This is a genomic window from Butyrivibrio sp. CB08, from assembly GCF_003625485.1.
GTDB lineage: Bacteria > Bacillota > Clostridia > Lachnospirales > Lachnospiraceae > Butyrivibrio.
On the sequence record NZ_RAIR01000001.1, the window covers coordinates 285,778 to 302,620 of the forward strand.

The 16,843-nt window shown below is 44.1% G+C and carries 15 protein-coding genes; all 15 read left to right on the plus strand.

Annotation, left to right across the window (positions count from 1 at the left end):
• Nucleotides 1-70 precede the first annotated feature (70 nt).
• The 15 genes from D6855_RS01320 (at nucleotide 71) to D6855_RS01390 (ending at nucleotide 16,741) form a co-directional block, all read left to right on the plus strand.
• The gene (locus D6855_RS01320; RefSeq protein WP_120737253.1) at nucleotides 71-1,063 is read left to right on the plus strand and encodes an ABC transporter substrate-binding protein; all 993 of its coding nucleotides are present in this window, start codon (nucleotides 71-73) and stop codon (nucleotides 1,061-1,063) included.
• Nucleotides 1,064-1,136: 73 nt separating this feature from the next.
• The gene (locus D6855_RS01325) at nucleotides 1,137-2,645 is read left to right on the plus strand and encodes a sugar ABC transporter ATP-binding protein (RefSeq protein WP_330546786.1); all 1,509 of its coding nucleotides are present in this window, start codon (nucleotides 1,137-1,139) and stop codon (nucleotides 2,643-2,645) included.
• A gap of 3 nt (nucleotides 2,646-2,648) precedes the next feature.
• Nucleotides 2,649-3,710 (plus strand): ABC transporter permease, encoded by a 1,062-nt coding sequence (locus tag D6855_RS01330; RefSeq protein WP_120737257.1) that lies wholly within the window; start codon nucleotides 2,649-2,651, stop codon nucleotides 3,708-3,710.
• Nucleotides 3,711-4,748, plus strand: a complete 1,038-nt coding sequence (locus D6855_RS01335; protein ID WP_120737259.1) for an ABC transporter permease subunit — start codon at nucleotides 3,711-3,713, stop codon at nucleotides 4,746-4,748.
• A 15-nt stretch (nucleotides 4,749-4,763) separates the two neighbouring features.
• The gene (locus D6855_RS01340; RefSeq protein ID WP_120737261.1) at nucleotides 4,764-5,813 is read left to right on the plus strand and encodes an ABC transporter substrate-binding protein; all 1,050 of its coding nucleotides are present in this window, start codon (nucleotides 4,764-4,766) and stop codon (nucleotides 5,811-5,813) included.
• Nucleotides 5,814-5,946: 133 nt separating this feature from the next.
• The gene (locus D6855_RS01345; protein ID WP_120737263.1) at nucleotides 5,947-6,732 is read left to right on the plus strand and encodes a CheR family methyltransferase; all 786 of its coding nucleotides are present in this window, start codon (nucleotides 5,947-5,949) and stop codon (nucleotides 6,730-6,732) included.
• A gap of 111 nt (nucleotides 6,733-6,843) precedes the next feature.
• Nucleotides 6,844-8,037, plus strand: a complete 1,194-nt coding sequence (locus tag D6855_RS01350) for a ribonuclease H-like domain-containing protein (RefSeq protein WP_120737265.1) — start codon at nucleotides 6,844-6,846, stop codon at nucleotides 8,035-8,037.
• A gap of 50 nt (nucleotides 8,038-8,087) precedes the next feature.
• Nucleotides 8,088-9,401 carry an electron transport complex subunit RsxC gene (gene rsxC / locus D6855_RS01355; protein ID WP_120737267.1) on the plus strand — a complete coding sequence of 438 codons (1,314 nt, stop codon included), beginning with the start codon at nucleotides 8,088-8,090 and terminating at the stop codon, nucleotides 9,399-9,401.
• 13 nt (nucleotides 9,402-9,414) lie between these two features.
• Nucleotides 9,415-10,365 (plus strand): RnfABCDGE type electron transport complex subunit D, encoded by a 951-nt coding sequence (locus D6855_RS01360; protein WP_120737269.1) that lies wholly within the window; start codon nucleotides 9,415-9,417, stop codon nucleotides 10,363-10,365.
• Nucleotides 10,362-10,970: an RnfABCDGE type electron transport complex subunit G gene (locus tag D6855_RS01365; protein WP_120737271.1), complete on the plus strand. Its 609-nt coding sequence runs from the start codon at nucleotides 10,362-10,364 to the stop codon at nucleotides 10,968-10,970. The genes D6855_RS01360 and D6855_RS01365 overlap by 4 nt, the downstream gene beginning before the upstream one ends.
• 5 nt (nucleotides 10,971-10,975) lie before the next feature.
• Nucleotides 10,976-11,755 carry an electron transport complex subunit RsxE gene (rsxE, locus tag D6855_RS01370; protein ID WP_120737273.1) on the plus strand — a complete coding sequence of 260 codons (780 nt, stop codon included), beginning with the start codon at nucleotides 10,976-10,978 and terminating at the stop codon, nucleotides 11,753-11,755.
• Nucleotides 11,755-12,342: an electron transport complex protein RnfA gene (locus D6855_RS01375; protein WP_120737275.1), complete on the plus strand. Its 588-nt coding sequence runs from the start codon at nucleotides 11,755-11,757 to the stop codon at nucleotides 12,340-12,342. Before rsxE ends, D6855_RS01375 begins: the two co-directional genes overlap by 1 nt.
• 19 nt (nucleotides 12,343-12,361) lie before the next feature.
• Nucleotides 12,362-13,156: an RnfABCDGE type electron transport complex subunit B gene (locus tag D6855_RS01380; protein ID WP_120737277.1), complete on the plus strand. Its 795-nt coding sequence runs from the start codon at nucleotides 12,362-12,364 to the stop codon at nucleotides 13,154-13,156.
• 193 nt (nucleotides 13,157-13,349) lie between these two features.
• Entirely contained in the window at nucleotides 13,350-13,634 is a 285-nt protein-coding gene (locus tag D6855_RS01385; protein WP_147368110.1) for a hypothetical protein, read from the plus strand.
• A 254-nt stretch (nucleotides 13,635-13,888) separates the two neighbouring features.
• On the plus strand, nucleotides 13,889-16,741 hold the full coding sequence (locus D6855_RS01390; protein ID WP_120737281.1) for a hypothetical protein: 2,853 nt from the start codon (nucleotides 13,889-13,891) through the stop codon (nucleotides 16,739-16,741).
• Nucleotides 16,742-16,843: the final 102 nt, after the last annotated feature.

A 16,843-nucleotide genomic window follows, 5' to 3' on the forward strand; every position in this document is an offset into this window, starting at 1 on the left:
TAATGTAATAAAATAGTAGATAAGTAAGGAATGGTCCTTACGCATTCATATCCATTTAGGAGGAAAAGTTATGATGAAAAGAGTATTGGCAGTTCTTATGGCATCTGCAATGACACTTAGTCTTGTAGCATGTGGCAGCGCAGCACCTGCATCTTCAGGTTCAGCTCCTGCAGCATCTGGCGGAAAGATCAAAGTTGGTATCATCAACAACGATCCTAACGAGTCTGGTTATCGTACAGCTAACGACGCTGACCTTAAGGCTAAATTCACAGAGGCTAACGGCTACGAAGCTTCATTTGCTTACAGCTTAAAGAACGACGAGCAGATCCAGTATGCTCAGAACTTTATCCAGGACGAAGTTGATTATCTTCTTCTTTCAGCAGCTGACACAGCAGGCTGGGATTCAGTTCTTAAAGATGCACAGGCAGCAGGCGTAAAGGTTATCCTTTTCGACCGTACAATCGACGCAGATCCTTCACTCTATGAGGCTTCTATCGTATCTGATATGGCTAAAGAAGGACAGACAGCTGTTGATTGGCTTGCAGGCCAGAACCTTTCAGAGTACAACGTAATCCATATCCAGGGTGTTATGGGTTCAGCTGCTCAGCAGGGCAGATCTGGTGCTCTTGATACTAAGGTTGCAGCAGAGTCTAACTGGAACATCGTTAAGCAGCAGACAGCTGAGTGGAACGCAGAGAAGGCTCAGCAGATCGTTCAGTCAGTTATCGACGCTGGAACACCTTTCAACGTAATCTATGCAGAGAACGACGATATGGCTAAGGGCGCTGTAGCAGCTCTTGACGCAGCTGGTATCTCTCATGGTGTTGGCAAGGACGTAGTAGTTATGGGATTTGACTGCAACAAGTGGGCTCTTGAAGAGCTTCTTGCTCAGAACTGGAACTACGACGGACAGTGCAATCCTTTCCAGTCTAGCTACATCGATGACATCATCAAGAAGCTTGAGGCAGGTGAGACACTTTCACAGAAGACTATCATCATGGATGAGAAGGGCTTCGATGCTTCAACAATCACACAGGATGACGTTGATAACTACGGAATCTAATATCTAAGATTTTTGAAGGGCGCGGCAAGCAAATGGTGCCGCGCCTTTTTTAAGAGAAAAATGGGGTGATAACGTGAACGAATCTACCGTGCTTACGATGCGTGGCATCAACAAATCATTTCCTGGCGTTCGTGCACTTCAGAACGTGGATTTCAAACTCGAAAAGGGTGAGATACATGCTCTTATGGGAGAGAACGGTGCAGGAAAATCAACGCTTATTAAAGTTCTGACAGGTGTTTACACCAAGGACAGCGGCACTATCGAGCTCGAGGGGAAGGGCGAGGTAGCAATCCATTCACCACAGGATGCGCAGAAACTTGGAATAAGCACTGTTTATCAGGAAATTACACTTTGTCCAAACTTAACAGTTGCAGAGAACATGTTCATTGGAAGAGAAAAGAGCAGCATCACCAACTGGAAACAGATGAATGCTGACGCTGACAAGCTTCTTAAAAAGCTGGACATCCCTGCAATAGCTACTCAGCAGCTTTCAAACTGCTCCATCGCTGTTCAGCAGATGGTTGCCATAGCAAGAGCTGTGGATATGGACTGTAAGGTACTGATCCTGGATGAGCCTACATCTTCACTGGATGAGCAGGAAGTAGAAAAGCTCTTTGGCCTTATGAGAGATCTTAAGGCTATGGGTGTAGGAATTATCTTTGTAACACACTTTTTGGATCAGGTTTATGAAGTATGTGACAAGATCACCGTTCTTAGAGATGGTCAGCTTGTCGGTGAATATGAGATCAAGGATCTTCCAAGAGTACAGCTTGTTGCCAAGATGCTTGGTAAGGAAATGGATGATCTATCAGACATAAAGGGCGAAGGCAAGCAGTATAACGGTGCTGACGCCGGAGAAACAGTATTTGAAGCTGAGCAGCTTCAGAGTGACGCAGGCATTAAGCCTTTCGACTTCCACATCAAAAAGGGTGAAGTTAACGGCTTTACAGGACTTCTTGGTTCTGGTCGAAGCGAGTGCGTAAGAGCAATCTTTGGCGCAGACAGAGTGCTTGGCGGAAAAGTTAAGGTTCATGGCAAGGAAGTTAAGATAAACAAGCCTCTTGATGCCATGAAGAACGGAATTGCATACCTGCCTGAGGATCGTAAGGTTGATGGTATCATTGGAGATCTCTCTGTTAGAGATAACATCATCATGGCCCTTCAGGTAATGACAGGCTTCTTTAAGCCATTCTCAAGAGCCAAGGCTGAGGCCTTTGCCGATGAGTACATCAAGAAGCTCAATATCAAGACAGCATCATCTGATACACCTATCAAATCTCTTTCAGGTGGTAATCAGCAGAAAGTTATCCTTGCAAGATGGCTTTTGATGCATCCTGAGTATCTCATCCTTGATGAGCCTACAAGAGGTATCGATGTAGGAACCAAGGTTGATATTCAGAAGCTGGTTCTTGAGCTTGCTTCAGAGGGTATGAGCGTAACATTCATCTCTTCAGAGACAGATGAGATGCTCAGAACCTGTTCCAGACTTGTAGTTATGCGCGATAGGAAGGTAGTAGGGGAGCTGTCAGGAGAAGACCTGACACAGAATAAGATCATGAGTACTATCGCAGGAGGAGAATAAGGTATGTCTAAATTCAAAAAAATAACATCTAATCAGCTCTTTATTCCGCTGATGGCACTTATTCTTCTTGCGGTAATAAATCTGATCAATGATCCCGGATTTTTCAAAGTAACACTTGGAACTAACAACGCAGGTTACCCTGTTCTTTCAGGATACCTCATTACAATTCTTGACTACGGCTCAGAGCTTGGAATCCTTGCAATTGGTATGACCCTTGTAACTGCTGCTTCAGGCGGACAGGATATTTCAGTTGGTGCAACCATTGCTATTGCAGGTTCTGCAATGCTTAGAGTTCTCTGCGGTGGTAATTCAAGACCTGAGACCATCCAGGCTCCTATCATTGTTGCTTTCCTTGTAGCATGCGTAGTTGGAATGCTCTGCGGCGCATTTAACGGCGCTCTGGTAGCTCTTTTCAAGATCCAGCCTATGATCGCTACACTGATCCTGTTCACTGCAGGTCGTTCAATCGCAGCATGGATCAACAACAACGAGCTTCCAATCGTTCCAGATCCAAAGTTCTCATACTTTGGTGGATTTATTCCAGGTATTCCGATTCCCACAACAGTATTTATTGTGGCAATCTGTATCGTGATCATTGCCCTGGTACTTAAGTTCACAAACCTTGGGCTTTACACACAGGCAGTTGGTATCAACGAGAGTTCATCTAGACTTAATGGTATCAACCCAACACTTATCAAGTTCATAAGCTTCGTAATCCTGGGTCTTTGTGTTGCAGTGGCTGCGCTTATCAAGGTAAGCCGTCTCTCAACCATCAACTACTCAGTTATTGCAAAAGACATCGAGATGGACGCCATCCTTGCTGTTGCCCTTGGTGGTAACGCTCTTTCAGGTGGTAAGTTCAACATGTGGTCTTCAATCCTTGGAGCTTATGTAATCCAGTTCCTTACAACAACTCTTTACAAGTTCAATGTGCAGTCAGATGCCCTTGCAGCTTATAAGGCAGTTGTAGTTATCCTTCTTGTTGTATTCTCTGCGCCTACAGTCAGAGATTACATGGGGCAGCTCATGAAAAAGATGTCCTTAGCGAGAAAGGAGGCGGCATAAATGGAAGATAAGAAAAAATCCAGCATCTTTAACAAGATGAATGACACCAGCCTTCTTCTCACGATCACTATCGTAATATTCGTACTTATGTACCTTGGAGCCATCCTGCTTCAGGGCGGCGGCTTTACCAAGCCTCAGATGTTCTTTAACATATTAAATGCCAATGCAGCTCTTATCATTACAGCTACCGGAATGAGTATCGTTATGATCTCAGGTGGAATCGATATTTCTGTCGGTGGTGTAGTTGCTCTTGTTTCCATGAGCTGCGCTGTATACCTTGATCACAAGGGCGGCAGCATTTTTGGATCAGTCCTTTTGGCACTGGCTATCGGTGTTGCTTTTGGACTGGTTCAGGGCTTCCTTGTAGCTTATCTTGATATCCAGCCATTCATCGTATCCCTTGCAGGAATGTTCTTTGCAAGAGGTATGACAACCATCGTAAACACAGCACCTTTCAACGTTGCAGATCCTGAGTTCATGGCTCTTAAGGACACACGTATCAACGTTCCATTCCTTGGATCGGTCAACAAAAAAGGTATATATGTCCCAGCGTATGTGGAAATTGGTGTTATCGTAGCGCTGATTATTATGGTAGTATTATTCATAGTGCTTAGATGGACCAAGCTTGGAAGAAGCTTCTACGCTGTAGGTGGTAACAAGCAGAGTGCCCTTATGATGGGTATCAATGTTAAGAGGACCAAGTTCCTCTCACACCTTATCTGCTCAACACTTGCTGGTATCGGCGGATACGTTTACTTCCTTCATGTAGGTTCAGGTTCAGCCAGCCATGCCATGGGTATGGAGATGAATGCCATCGCATCATCCATCATCGGTGGAACAATGCTTACAGGTGGTGTTGGTAATATCATTGGAACTTTGTTTGGTGTTCTTTCACTTAGCACCATTCAGAACATAGTTGCATCAGCAGGTCTTGATGAGGCTTGGTGGACAGGTATCACCATCGCAGCAATGCTGTGCATCTTCCTTCTCATCCAGTCAGTGGTAATGGCTCAGAAGAACAAAGTATTAAAGAGCTGAAGGTAAATACAATAAATGAAAAAAAGATACATTCTCACGGCCATCGCATCTGCATTTGCTCTTGCAATTGCGGGATGCGGGGCCATTACCCCAGATAAGGATCTGGAAGTAAATGAAGAATATGAAAAAGCCGACGATTTAATTACCGTCGGCTTCTCTCAGTTGGGGGCAGAATCAGATTGGCGTAGTGCCAACACTGAGTCTATGCTTGGAGCTCTTTCAGAAGCTAACGGGTATTCTCTTACCTACAAGAACGGTCAGCAAAAGCAGGCCAATCAGATCACAGCCATCAGGACTTTTATTCAGCAGGAGGTTGACTATATTGTCCTTGCTCCTGCCACAGAGGATGGTTGGGACACAGTTCTTGCAGAGGCAAGAGAAGCCAATATCCCTGTTATCCTGGTAGACAGAAGAGTTAACACCTCGGATAAAAACCTCTATTCCTGCTGGGTTGGATCAGACTTTGAGCTTGAGGGCCAGAAGATGGCAGCCTGGATCAAGGCTTATACAGAGAGGCAGAACATTGCTCCAGAGGATCTTCACATCGTAAACATCCAGGGCAATATCGGATCCACAGCCCAGATAGGAAGAACTAGAGGCCTTGCCAATGCAGCAAGAGATAACGGCTGGGACCTTTGCGCGGAGATAAGCGGAGACTTCACAGAGACCAAGGGCAGAGAGGTTATGGGAGCACTGCTTAAGCGCTTTGATAACATCAACGTGGTCTACTGTGAGAACGACAACATGGCTATTGGAGCCATTGATGCCATTGAAAGCGCTGGTGGAAGAGTTGGTCCCAACATCAAAAGAGGAGAGGTAATGGTAGTCTCTTTTGACGGAGTTAACGAGACAGCCCTTGAGTATGCAAGACAGGGCAAAATCTCCTGCATCGCAGAGTGTAATCCTCTCCACGGACCAAGAGTCAGCGCCCTCATCAAGGCACTAGAGCGGGGCGAGGCTCCATCCAAGTTTAACTACGTTGATGAGAAGCTCTTTAGCTCAGTTCCTGGCATTGCATCAGTACAGGTGGGAGATATCACCTATTTCGTAGAGTCGGACTTTTAGGGATGTTTTTTAAGTTGTACATATAATGATGAAAGTTTATTTATAATTATTTCATTTTACATACAATTTGAAATTGGATAGAATTATATTAGTGACTGTGTCATTAAATTAACCTTAGGAGGAATTTGACTGTATGGCAGCTGATTACGAGTGGTTTAAAAAGGGAGTTTATGACCTGACTAAGATTGACCTCAACGCTTATAAAGAGAAGCAGATGAAGAGAAGGATCGATACTCTTATTGGCAAGTACGAGGTTAATGGCTATGACGGATTCCTTGATCTTATAAAGAAGGACAGGGAGGCCCTCGATTCTTTTGTTACATACCTTACCATCAACGTTTCTGAGTTCTTCAGAAACAAGGAGCAGTGGGAGCTTATGGATAAAGAGATGGTTCCTGAGCTCATGAGTAAGTTCGGTAAGAACTTAAAGATCTGGAGTGCAGCATGCTCTACAGGTGATGAGCCTTATACTATCGTTATGATGCTCTCTAAGCACATCCCACTTAACCAGATAAGCGTTATTGCTACTGACCTTGATGCAGTTGTTCTTGCCAAGGCTAAGGCAGCTATCTACGACAAGAAGGAAGTTCAGAACGTTCCTGAGGAGTTTAAAAAGAAATACTTCACAGAGACAGCTGACGGCAAAATGAAGGTAAGCAGCGAGATCACATCCCGTGTAACCTTCAAGCAGGCTGACCTTCTTCGTGATCCATATCCAAAGGATATGCACCTTATCGTGTGCAGAAACGTTCTTATCTACTTCACTGAGGAAGCCAAGGATGACATTTTCAGAAAGTATTACGACAACCTCTGCCCAGGCGGAATCCTCTTTATCGGAAGCACAGAGCAGATCATCAACTACAAGGATATCGGCTTTGTGAGAAAGAACTCTTTCTACTACGAAAAACCAAAGAGCTGAAACAAAATAAAACCATCCCAAAGGCCAAGAATTTAGCGGCCTTTGGGATTTTTTTTGTGCCTTAAATTTGATATACTAGTAGGGTAGGCGATTTCGGAAAGAGGGACAAACATGATCAGAACAAACGAGACTATAGACAGACCCAGATTCGAAGATATCGAGATTTTGAAAAAGAGCTTTTCCTGCGATGAAAAGGACATCCTTTTTATCGACATTGAGACCACAGGACTCTCTCCAAAGACTGCGGACCTTTATCTTATTGGCGCTGCATACATGGCTGGCTCTGATTGGAACATCATCCAGTTCATGGCAGAGAGCGTAGCAGAGGAAGAGCAGGTTCTTTCGGCTTTTTCCGATTTTTCAAGAGGCTTCAAAAAGCTGGTCCACTTTAACGGGGACAGATTTGATATACCTTTCCTTCAGGCCAAATATGAGAAATATGGGCTTTCAGATCCTTTCGTAGCCATGGACTCTTTTGACCTTTATAAGACAGTTAAGCCCTACAAGTCACAGCTTGGGCTTCCGGACTGCAAGCAAAAGACTATTGAGCTCTATCTTGGCATAAACAGGGAGGATAAGTACGACGGCGGCGGACTTATCCCGGTCTACAAACAGTACGTTGAGAAAAGAGATAAGGAGAACATAGAGCTCCTTCTTCTTCATAACTTTGAGGATGTTAAGGGGATGTTCGGGCTTCTGCCTATGTTATACTACGACGCATTCTTTTCCCAGTTTAAGAACATGCCTGGTATCTCAGTCAGGACAGATGATGATATAGATGAGAGCAGATACAGCGAAGGCGCTGGCAAGCTCCCTGTAAGGGCGGTGAAGGTTTCTGCCAACAGGTACAGGGACTATGATGGCAGGGAAAAGAGTGAAGTCTTCATGAAGCTCAGGCTCCCATACGAGCTCCCTTCATCCCTTGCCGGGAACATAGACGGCTGCTACTTTAAGAGCGACGGGGCAGAGGCCACACTTCGTGTTCCGCTATTTGAAACGGAGCTCAAGTATTTCTATTCCAATTACAAGGATTATTACTATCTGCCAAAAGAGGACATGGCGATCCACAAGTCTCTGGCAGAGTTTGTAGATAAGGATTTCAGGGAAAAAGCAAAACCCGAGAACTGCTACACCAAAAAGGCAGGGCAGTACCTGATGGAATGGGATCTTTGCTTTGCACCATTCTTTAAGAGGGACTATGAGGACAAGAACTTCTATTTTGACCTCAATGAAAATATGAAAAAAAGCAGGTTTGCAATGAGCTTATACGCGTCCCACGTTATCGCTCATATACTGGATTCGTGATATAATACCTTTTGGTTTTATATTAATAAAATTTGGAGGAAGGTAGGAAAATGGCAAGAGGTACTTTTACTGGTGGTATTCATCCCTACGAAGGTAAAGAGCTTTCCAAGGATAAGCCCATCAAAATAGTTCTTCCACAGGGAGAACTGGTGTATCCGGTATCACAGCATATCGGCGCGCCCGCCAAGCCTATTGTTGCAGTGGGTGACCACGTCCTGACAGGTCAGAAGATCTGTGAAGCAGGTGGCTTTGTTTCAGCACCGATCTTTTCAACCGTATCAGGAACAGTCAAGGCAATCGAGAAGAGACGTCTGGCAACTGGTGCTATGTGCGACTGTATCATCGTAGAGAACGATGAGAAGTATGAGGAAGTTGAGTTTAAACCAGCCAAGCCATACGAAGAGATGACTGCTGAGGACAAGATCGCAGCTGTTCGTGAAGCTGGCGTGGTAGGAATGGGAGGCGCAGGTTTCCCAACTGCTGTTAAGTTTTCTCCTAAAGAGCCCGACAAGATCGACTATGTCATCGCTAACTGCTCAGAGTGTGAGCCTTATCTTACATCTGACTATCGCAGGATGATCGAAGAGCCGGAGCTTCTATTAGAAGGTCTTCAGATCGCAGTAAGCATCTTCCCTAATGCAAGAGGTATTCTTGCAATCGAGGACAACAAGCCTGATGCGATCGCTAAATTCAAAGAATTAACTAAAGATCTGGACAACATAAGCGTTAAGCCCGTCAAGACCAAGTATCCTGAGGGCGCTGAGCGTATGCTTATTTATGCTGTTACAGGAAGAGAGATCAACTCATCAATGCTTCCGGCAGATGCAGGATGCATCGTTGACAACGTAGATACACTCTGCGCTGTAAGAAGAGCAGTTATGGAAGGCAGACCTCTCATGGAGAGGATCGTAACCATCACTGGTGAAGCTGTTGAGAATCCACAGAACTACAAGGTAAGGATTGGAACCAACTATAGAGAACTCCTTGAGGACGCTGGCCTTAAGTGCGAGCCTGCCAAGATCATTTCTGGCGGACCTATGATGGGATTTGCTCTCTTTGATCTGGATGTTCCCACAACCAAGACTGCATCAGCTCTTACATGCCTTACTAAGGACGAGGTGGCAGCCCTAGAACCATCAGCCTGCATCAACTGTGCACGCTGCGTTGAGGTATGCCCTGAGAGACTCGTTCCCAAGAACCTGGCAGATGCAGTTGAACATAATAACGAGAAGGCATTCCTTGACATGTATGGCATGGAGTGCTGCGAGTGCGGATGCTGTAGTTACATCTGTCCTGCAAGACGTCAGCTGACTCAGCTGATCAAGGGCATGCGTAAGATTCAGCTCGGCAAGAGAAAGAAATAAGGGGGACATTTGAATGAGTGAACTAAAAAGAGTGTCATCCAATCCCCATGTTAGATCCAAGACTACCACATCCAACATCATGATGTGGGTGGTTTTAGCTCTGCTTCCTGCCACAGGTTTTGGTATATATAACTTTGGACTGAATGCACTTATCATTGTTTTATTATCTGTAGGTAGTGCGGTGCTCTCAGAGTTTATCTATGAGAAGGCACTTGGCAAGCCTATTACCGTTGGAGATTTCTCTGCGGTGGTAACAGGTCTTTTACTTGGACTTAACCTTCCATCAACAGTTCCTTTCTGGGTACCTGTTCTTGGAAGCATATTTGCGATCATCATGGTCAAGCAGCTCTTTGGCGGCCTCGGACAGAACTTCATGAATCCTGCCCTTGGCGGAAGGTGTTTCCTTGTAATTTCCTTCCCTGCTCTTATGACCAACTTCATCACCGACACTTACACAGGTGCAACACCACTTGCTAACCTCAAGAACGGTATTGAAGTTAACGTAATGGACATGATCATCGGACGCACAGGCGGAACAATTGGTGAGACATCAATGCTCTGCATCGTTATCGGCGCTATGATCCTGTTCGCTGTAGGTATCATCGATTATGTGATCCCATTCACATATATCATCACATTTGTGATCTTTGTTGGACTTTTTGGCGGCTATGGATTTAACTTCTCATATATCGCTGCTCACCTTGCAGGTGGCGGACTTATGCTTGGAGCATTCTTCATGGCAACCGATTATGTCACATGCCCTATAACTCCAAAGGGTAAGGTTATCTACGGTATCATCCTTGGTCTTCTTACCGGAATATTCCGTATATTTGGTGCCAATGCTGAGGGCGTATCCTTTGCAATTGTCATCGCTAACCTTCTTGTGCCTCTCATTGAGAAGTTCACGATCCCAAGGGCCTTCGGTATTAAGAAATCTGCAAAGAAGGAGGCGAAAAAAGCATGAACGATACAAAATCAATGATCAAAAACGCCTTTATCCTCTTTGCTATCACTTTAGTTGCTGGTATTCTTCTGGGAGTTGTTTATCAGGTTACAAAAGAGCCTATCGCATACCAGGAGAAGCTTGCACAGGACAAGGCTAACCAGTCAGTATTTTCTGCAGCTGCTACATTTGATGATGTGGCACTTAATGAATCTGGAGCAGCAACTGTTGCATCACAGTTTACAGGTGTAACTATTGAGAGCGTCAAGGAAGCCAAGGATTCAGCTGGAACAGGACTTGGATATGTTATCCAGGTTAAGTCAAAGGGCTACGGCGACTTTATCACTTACACAGTTGGCGTTACCAACGATGGTAATATCAATGGTATTTCAATCATCTCAATTGCTGAGACTCCAGGACTTGGAATGAATGCCCAGAAGGTTATCGTTCCACAGTTTGAGAACAAGACTGCTACACAGTTCTCTGTAGTTAAGAATGGTCAGCTTTCAGATCCTTCTACTCAGATAGAAGCAATCTCTGGAGCTACCATCACATCCAGAGCTGTGACAAATGGCGTTAACGCAGCAGTATCTTATTTTGAAAATGTATTGAAAGGAGGTCAGTGATAAGCATGGAAGCAAAAAAAGGCGCTTTAGGCTTTAAACAGCACACTCCTGCCGAGAGATTTTTTAACGGCCTCATTGTTGAAAATCCTACTCTGGTTCTTATGATCGGTATGTGTCCTACACTGGCTGTTACATCATCAGCCATCAACGGACTTGGAATGGGACTTGCAACAACTTTCGTACTTGCACTTAGTAACGCAGTTATTTCAGCACTCAGAAAGGTGATTCCTCCAACAGTCAGGATCCCATCTTTCATCGTTGTAATAGCTTCTTTCGTAACACTGGTTCAGCTTCTTATGCAGGCTTATGTACCAGCACTTAACGCAGCCCTTGGTGTTTACATCCCTCTTATCGTTGTTAACTGTATCATCTTCGGTAGAGCGGAGGCTTACGCCAGCAAGAACGGTATTGTTCCAGCATTCTTTGATGGAATCGGAATGGGTATCGGATTTACATGTGCCATCACATGTATCGGTCTTGTGCGTGAGTTCATCGGCGGCGGAACAGCTTTTGATGTACAGATCCTTGGTGAGGGAACAGTGGTTCCTGGCCCTGTAGGTGCATTCCTTTCAGGCTACACACCAATCAGCATCTTCATCCAGCAGGCTGGTGCGTTCTTCGTTCTTGCATTCCTTATTGCCATCATGAACAAGATCAAGATGAACATGGCTAAGAAGGGAAAAGACACATCCAAGTTCGGACAGGGATGCTGCTCATCAGCAGAAGAGGCAGCAGCCGACAAGATCTCTGCAGAAAAAGAAGCAAGGAAGGAGGCTAACGAATAATGGGAGAAGTAATACTTAACTTAGTTGGACTTATGATAACTGCATCCCTTGTGAATAACGTAGTCCTTAGCCAGTTCCTTGGCCTTTGTCCTTTCCTTGGTGTATCCAAGAAGACAGACACAGCTCTTGGAATGGGCGCTGCATGTATCTTCGTTATCACAATGGCATCACTTGTGTGCAGCATTATTTACAAGTTTATTTTGTCACCACTTGATCTGTCATATCTTCAGACCATCGTATTTATTCTTGTTATCGCTATGCTGGTTCAGTTTGTTGAGATGATCCTCAAGAAGTTCGTGGTATCTCTTTACCAGGCTCTTGGTGTTTATCTTCCACTTATCACAACAAACTGCGCTGTACTTGGTGTAGCTCTTAACAACGTAACTGATGGATATTCAATCTTAGAGAGTGTAGTTACCGGTTTTGCTACAGCAGTTGGATTTACGATCTCAATCGTAATTCTTGCAGGACTTCGTGAGAAGATGGAATACAATGATATCCCAGCTCCATTTAAAGGGATGCCAATGGTTCTTTTGACCTCAGGTCTTATGGCAATCGCATTTACCGGATTCTCAGCTCTCAAATAATAATAGGAGATATTGACTTATGATTACTGGAATAATCATTGCAACTGCAGTGGTTGCCGGTGTTGGAATTGTCATCGGACTTATTCTTGGCATCGCAGACCTCAAACTGCATGTTGATGTAGATGAAAAAGAACTGGCTATCTTAGAAGCTCTTCCAGGTAATAACTGCGGTGGATGTGGATTCCCCGGATGTTCTGGATGTGCTGCAGCGATAGCTAAGGGTGAAGCTGCTGTTAACCAGTGCCCTGTTGGCGGCTCAGCAGTGGCTGATGTAATATCTGGCATTATGGGCGTTGAGGCGGGAGAGAGCAAGCGCATGGTTGCTTACGTACACTGCCAGGGCGACTGTGAGAAGGCAAAGAGCCAGTACGAGTACAACGGAGCAGATGACTGCAGACTTCAGACACAGGCTCCAGGCGGTGGATCCAAGACCTGCTCATTTGGATGTCTTGGAGGCGGAAGCTGCGTATCTGTTTGTCAGTTTGATGCGATCCATATAGTTAATGGCATAGCAGTAGTAGATAAGGAAGAGTGTAAGGCCTGCGGCAAGTGTGCAGAGATCTGCCCTCGTCACCTCATCGACCTGATCCCATACGATGCGACTCAGGTTGTATCCTGCAAGTCTCAGGATATGGGTAAGCTGGTTAACCAGTACTGCTCAATCGGATGTATTGCATGTCACATCTGTGAAAAGAACTGTCCAGTTGGCGCAATCACTGTTGAGAACAATGTGGCAGTCATCGACCAGGAGAAGTGTACTCACTGCGGAACCTGCGTAGAGAAATGCCCAAAGAAGGCTATCAAGGCCCTGTAATATTATTGATATTTAAAGAGGCGAAACTTAAATGTTTCGTCTCTTTTTTATTTGTGGTAAAGTGGCAAATTATAAACAATTTATAAAATCACAAAATCTGACCCCAATATGATAGCTTGTATGATTATACCTAGTATATGATTCTTTTGTATAAGTGCTAGTGCGCGGTTTTTTATTGAGGGTGAGTGTGAAAATGAAAACAAAATTACGGATGAAGGGGTATGCGTCGCTACTTGTAGCAGCCATGATTATTGGATTATTATGCAATCCGATAACTGCCAGAGCTCAGCAGAGTGATCAGGCAGAAGCTACTGTGACGATCGCAGAAGAAGAGACACCACTTGTGGCTACGCCAAAAGAGAGCAGAGCTGAATCAAGCTGGTGGTGGATGATCCTTTTGGCAGCGGGTCTTGGCATTACTATAGAAGAGTATGTCAGGATCAAAGCCTATAAGGGTGAAGATGATGAACTTGTTTAACTGATCGTGGACACACAATTACACGATAAAAGAGCTTAATTCTTAACGGGATTAAGCTCTTTTGTTTTGCTGTTTATCAATATGATAACTAATGTTTAGCTAAAAAATCATACATAAAAGTTAAAAAATACAAAAATAATGTTTATTATGATGGGTTATATGATTGGTAGTCTGATACAATCAGTTTCGTGCTTGAAAAACATCAAGTTAAAATTAAGTGTGTTTGATTATTTTTTAGGAGGGAATTTTAAGTTATGAAGAACAAGGTTAACAAGCAGATCATCAAGGCACTTTCAGTAGGTATCGCAGCAAGCATGGCACTTCAGCCAGTAGCTGTATATGCTGAGACAACTGATGGGGTTACACCAACAGGTGAGCCAACTGGGGATCCAGTTGTATCAGAGAACAATGAGAGCGCAACTACTCAGGAGTTTGAGGCAACTGAGACAGTTATCGAAGAAGCTGGCGAAGCAGTTGATAAGGCTGAGTTTACAACAGGTCAGTCATTCAACAATGAAGGTAGTGAAGAGGCATTTGTTACAGGCGAAGTTACAGAGGCAAGTGATCTCATCGATGATTCAGAAGATGATGTTAAAGATGCACAGGGTTACGCTGAGAAGAGAGATGAGGAACTTGAGGCTTTCCACGATACATTAGAAGATGGAAAGTTTGATGAGAACATCTCAAATGCTAAGAGCGATTACAGTTCTGCTGAGCAGACAGCTAAAGACGCACAGGAGATTGCTGATAAGGTTACAGAAGATTCTACATATGAAGAAGCTAAGCAGTTTGTAAGCGATGCTGAGGCTAAGTATGAAGAGGCCAACCAGCTCCTTGCAAAGGCTGAGGGTGAGCGCCAGGCAGCTCAGGATACTTATGATGCAGCATTCAAGAAGTACATGGATGCTCAGAAGGATGCTTCACTTACTACTATCGAGCTCACTGCAGCAGAGAAGGAACTTGCAGATGCTAAGAAGCTTGTAGAGGATAAGGAGCAGGCTGTTCTTGATGCTGAGACAGCTGCAAACGAAATCCTTAACCAGATGCTTGAGGATGATTACAACAAGATTCAGGAAGCACAGATGGCTCTTGAAGATGATTCCTTAACAGACAAAGAGCGTGCTGCTAAAGAGGACGAGCTTGCTAAGCTTCTTATCGGTTCTTATATCAAGGCTAACGGCGGCAAGTCAGTTAAGTTTGGCACCGTAGAAAAAACAGAGGTCCTTGGAATCGATGAAGAAGGTACTGACGTTACAAATACAAAGATATACCAGACTGTTAAGTACACTGATAAAGACGGCAAAGAGGTTCCAGAGATATTCGTGATTTCTGTTGTTGATGGAGAGGTTTGCGTTAAGTCACTGAATGTTACTGTAGAAGATGATTTAAGTAACAAAATTCAGGATGCAGTAGAAGGAAAGGCTGAAGTTCCTGAGAGCTGGAAGACTACAGATGGAAAAGAATTCGAAGAAACACAGACTACTCATACATTCGAGAAAAAGGAAGAAGGCCAGACTGGCTTCTATGCTATCGATACAGCAACAAGTCCTAAGGAGCAGATTCAGGGCGCTGATGATGTATCTATGAAGACAAATTATCGTCAAGGAAATAAATATAATGTTACTGCCTATGTAGAGAAGGCCGACAAGGAACCTAGCTATGAGCTTAAGAAGATTATGGTTCATAGTGAAGAAGATGGATACGAGAAGAAAGAGCAGCCTGCTCCTATCTCTTATGGTAAGAATGGATGGCGTGATTTTTGGCCAGATGTTATAAGACTTAAAAATGAAGGTTATAACCTTAAAGTAACATATTTTGGAGAAGAGATTGATTATATATCGCTTGGTGTAGCGATAGGAACTCTTTTCAATGGTTTGGCCTGGAATGAGAAACCTCTTGTACTTTCAGTTACAAACGAGGTTGATGATCCTTTAAAACCAATCAAGCATGAAGAAACTGTTGTAGAAGAGACAATTTCCAAAGAGTACACAGAAGTTACTGGTTGGTATGATAGCCAGGCTTACTATTGTGATAATCAGTATTGGGCAAATTATTATAAGAATGAGGATATAGCTACTTACGAGGCTGATGGAGCTGTAGTTGTATCTAGTACAGTTGCTCAGGATAGCCATGGCAGATGGTACTATGTAGTTGAGGCCGTATATCCTACACAGAACCAGAAGACTGTAGATAAAACATATGCTGTAAATAGATACACACCTGACGATTACACAATCCATACTGATCATCAGGATGCTGTAGAAGCTCAGGATGCAAGATATGGCACAAAGATTGTAGAGACTGAAGGAACATCTCTTGTAGAGAGCGATCTCGCACAGAAGATTGCTGCTCAGGAGGAGAAAATTGCTAATCAGAGATTAGCGGCTGAGGCAGCAGCATCAGCTACTGAGGATTACTACAATGCTCTTGATGCTGTAGAGAAGGCGCGCGAGAAGGTTGAGAATCTTAAGAAGAAGAACTCACCTATGACAGTTCTTGCAGAGGCTTCAGCAGAGCTTAGAGCAGCTATGCAGCAGCTTAAATATGCTACATGGGCTAAGAGTGATGCTAAGAAGGCACTTTCAGATGCAAACGATGCACTGTTACTTGCTAAGGAAGAGCTTGCTAAGAAGCCTGTACCTTCAACTGGTTCAGATGATGATGATCAGCCAAGTGGTGGAGATAACACAACAAGTGATGACACTACTCCTGTAGCAGGTCCAGCTATCGTATCAAATGCAGTTGTTACTCCTACAGTAGCAAACGATAACGAGGCAGTACTTGGCGTAGTTAGAAAGACTTCAACAAGATCTTCTAAGAAGGCAGCTTCAACATCTGAGGCAGTTTCTACAGATAACGGAAACAGCAACAACTCAGAAGTAGCAGGCGCTAAGAAGGAAGAGACTAAGACTCCAGTAGTTGAGGAGACTAAGGAGATTGAAGAAACTGAAACAGCACTTGCTGCAATTCCTGAGCTTGAGGAGAAGGGCTTTGCTTGGTGGTGGATCCTTATCCTTGCAGCTATCGCTGGTGTATCTGTAGAAGAGTACACAAGAAGAAAGAAGAACAAGGCTAAGGCTGAGAACTCAACTAAAATTACTAAGTAATTATCTTTAATCAAACACATTTTTATAGAAAGAAGGGCGGATCGATTGGATCCGCTCTTCTTGTTTTGCGCATAAAATCTAGGTTATCGGCTATTATCACAA

What these genes read in the sequence shown, in the direction of transcription:
- D6855_RS01350 (WP_120737265.1), top strand. Translation starts at nt 6,844, where the DNA reads ATGATCAGAACAAACGAGACTATAGACAGACCCAGATTCGAAGATATC.
- D6855_RS01375 (WP_120737275.1), top strand. Translation starts at nt 11,755, where the DNA reads ATGGGAGAAGTAATACTTAACTTAGTTGGACTTATGATAACTGCATCC.
- D6855_RS01385 (WP_147368110.1), top strand. Translation starts at nt 13,350, where the DNA reads ATGAAAACAAAATTACGGATGAAGGGGTATGCGTCGCTACTTGTAGCA.
- D6855_RS01330 (WP_120737257.1), top strand. Translation starts at nt 2,649, where the DNA reads ATGTCTAAATTCAAAAAAATAACATCTAATCAGCTCTTTATTCCGCTG.
- rsxC (WP_120737267.1), top strand. Translation starts at nt 8,088, where the DNA reads ATGGCAAGAGGTACTTTTACTGGTGGTATTCATCCCTACGAAGGTAAA.
- D6855_RS01320 (WP_120737253.1), top strand. Translation starts at nt 71, where the DNA reads ATGATGAAAAGAGTATTGGCAGTTCTTATGGCATCTGCAATGACACTT.
- D6855_RS01380 (WP_120737277.1), top strand. Translation starts at nt 12,362, where the DNA reads ATGATTACTGGAATAATCATTGCAACTGCAGTGGTTGCCGGTGTTGGA.
- D6855_RS01365 (WP_120737271.1), top strand. Translation starts at nt 10,362, where the DNA reads ATGAACGATACAAAATCAATGATCAAAAACGCCTTTATCCTCTTTGCT.
- D6855_RS01345 (WP_120737263.1), top strand. Translation starts at nt 5,947, where the DNA reads ATGGCAGCTGATTACGAGTGGTTTAAAAAGGGAGTTTATGACCTGACT.
- D6855_RS01360 (WP_120737269.1), top strand. Translation starts at nt 9,415, where the DNA reads ATGAGTGAACTAAAAAGAGTGTCATCCAATCCCCATGTTAGATCCAAG.
- D6855_RS01335 (WP_120737259.1), top strand. Translation starts at nt 3,711, where the DNA reads ATGGAAGATAAGAAAAAATCCAGCATCTTTAACAAGATGAATGACACC.
- D6855_RS01390 (WP_120737281.1), top strand. Translation starts at nt 13,889, where the DNA reads ATGAAGAACAAGGTTAACAAGCAGATCATCAAGGCACTTTCAGTAGGT.
- rsxE (WP_120737273.1), top strand. Translation starts at nt 10,976, where the DNA reads ATGGAAGCAAAAAAAGGCGCTTTAGGCTTTAAACAGCACACTCCTGCC.
- D6855_RS01340 (WP_120737261.1), top strand. Translation starts at nt 4,764, where the DNA reads ATGAAAAAAAGATACATTCTCACGGCCATCGCATCTGCATTTGCTCTT.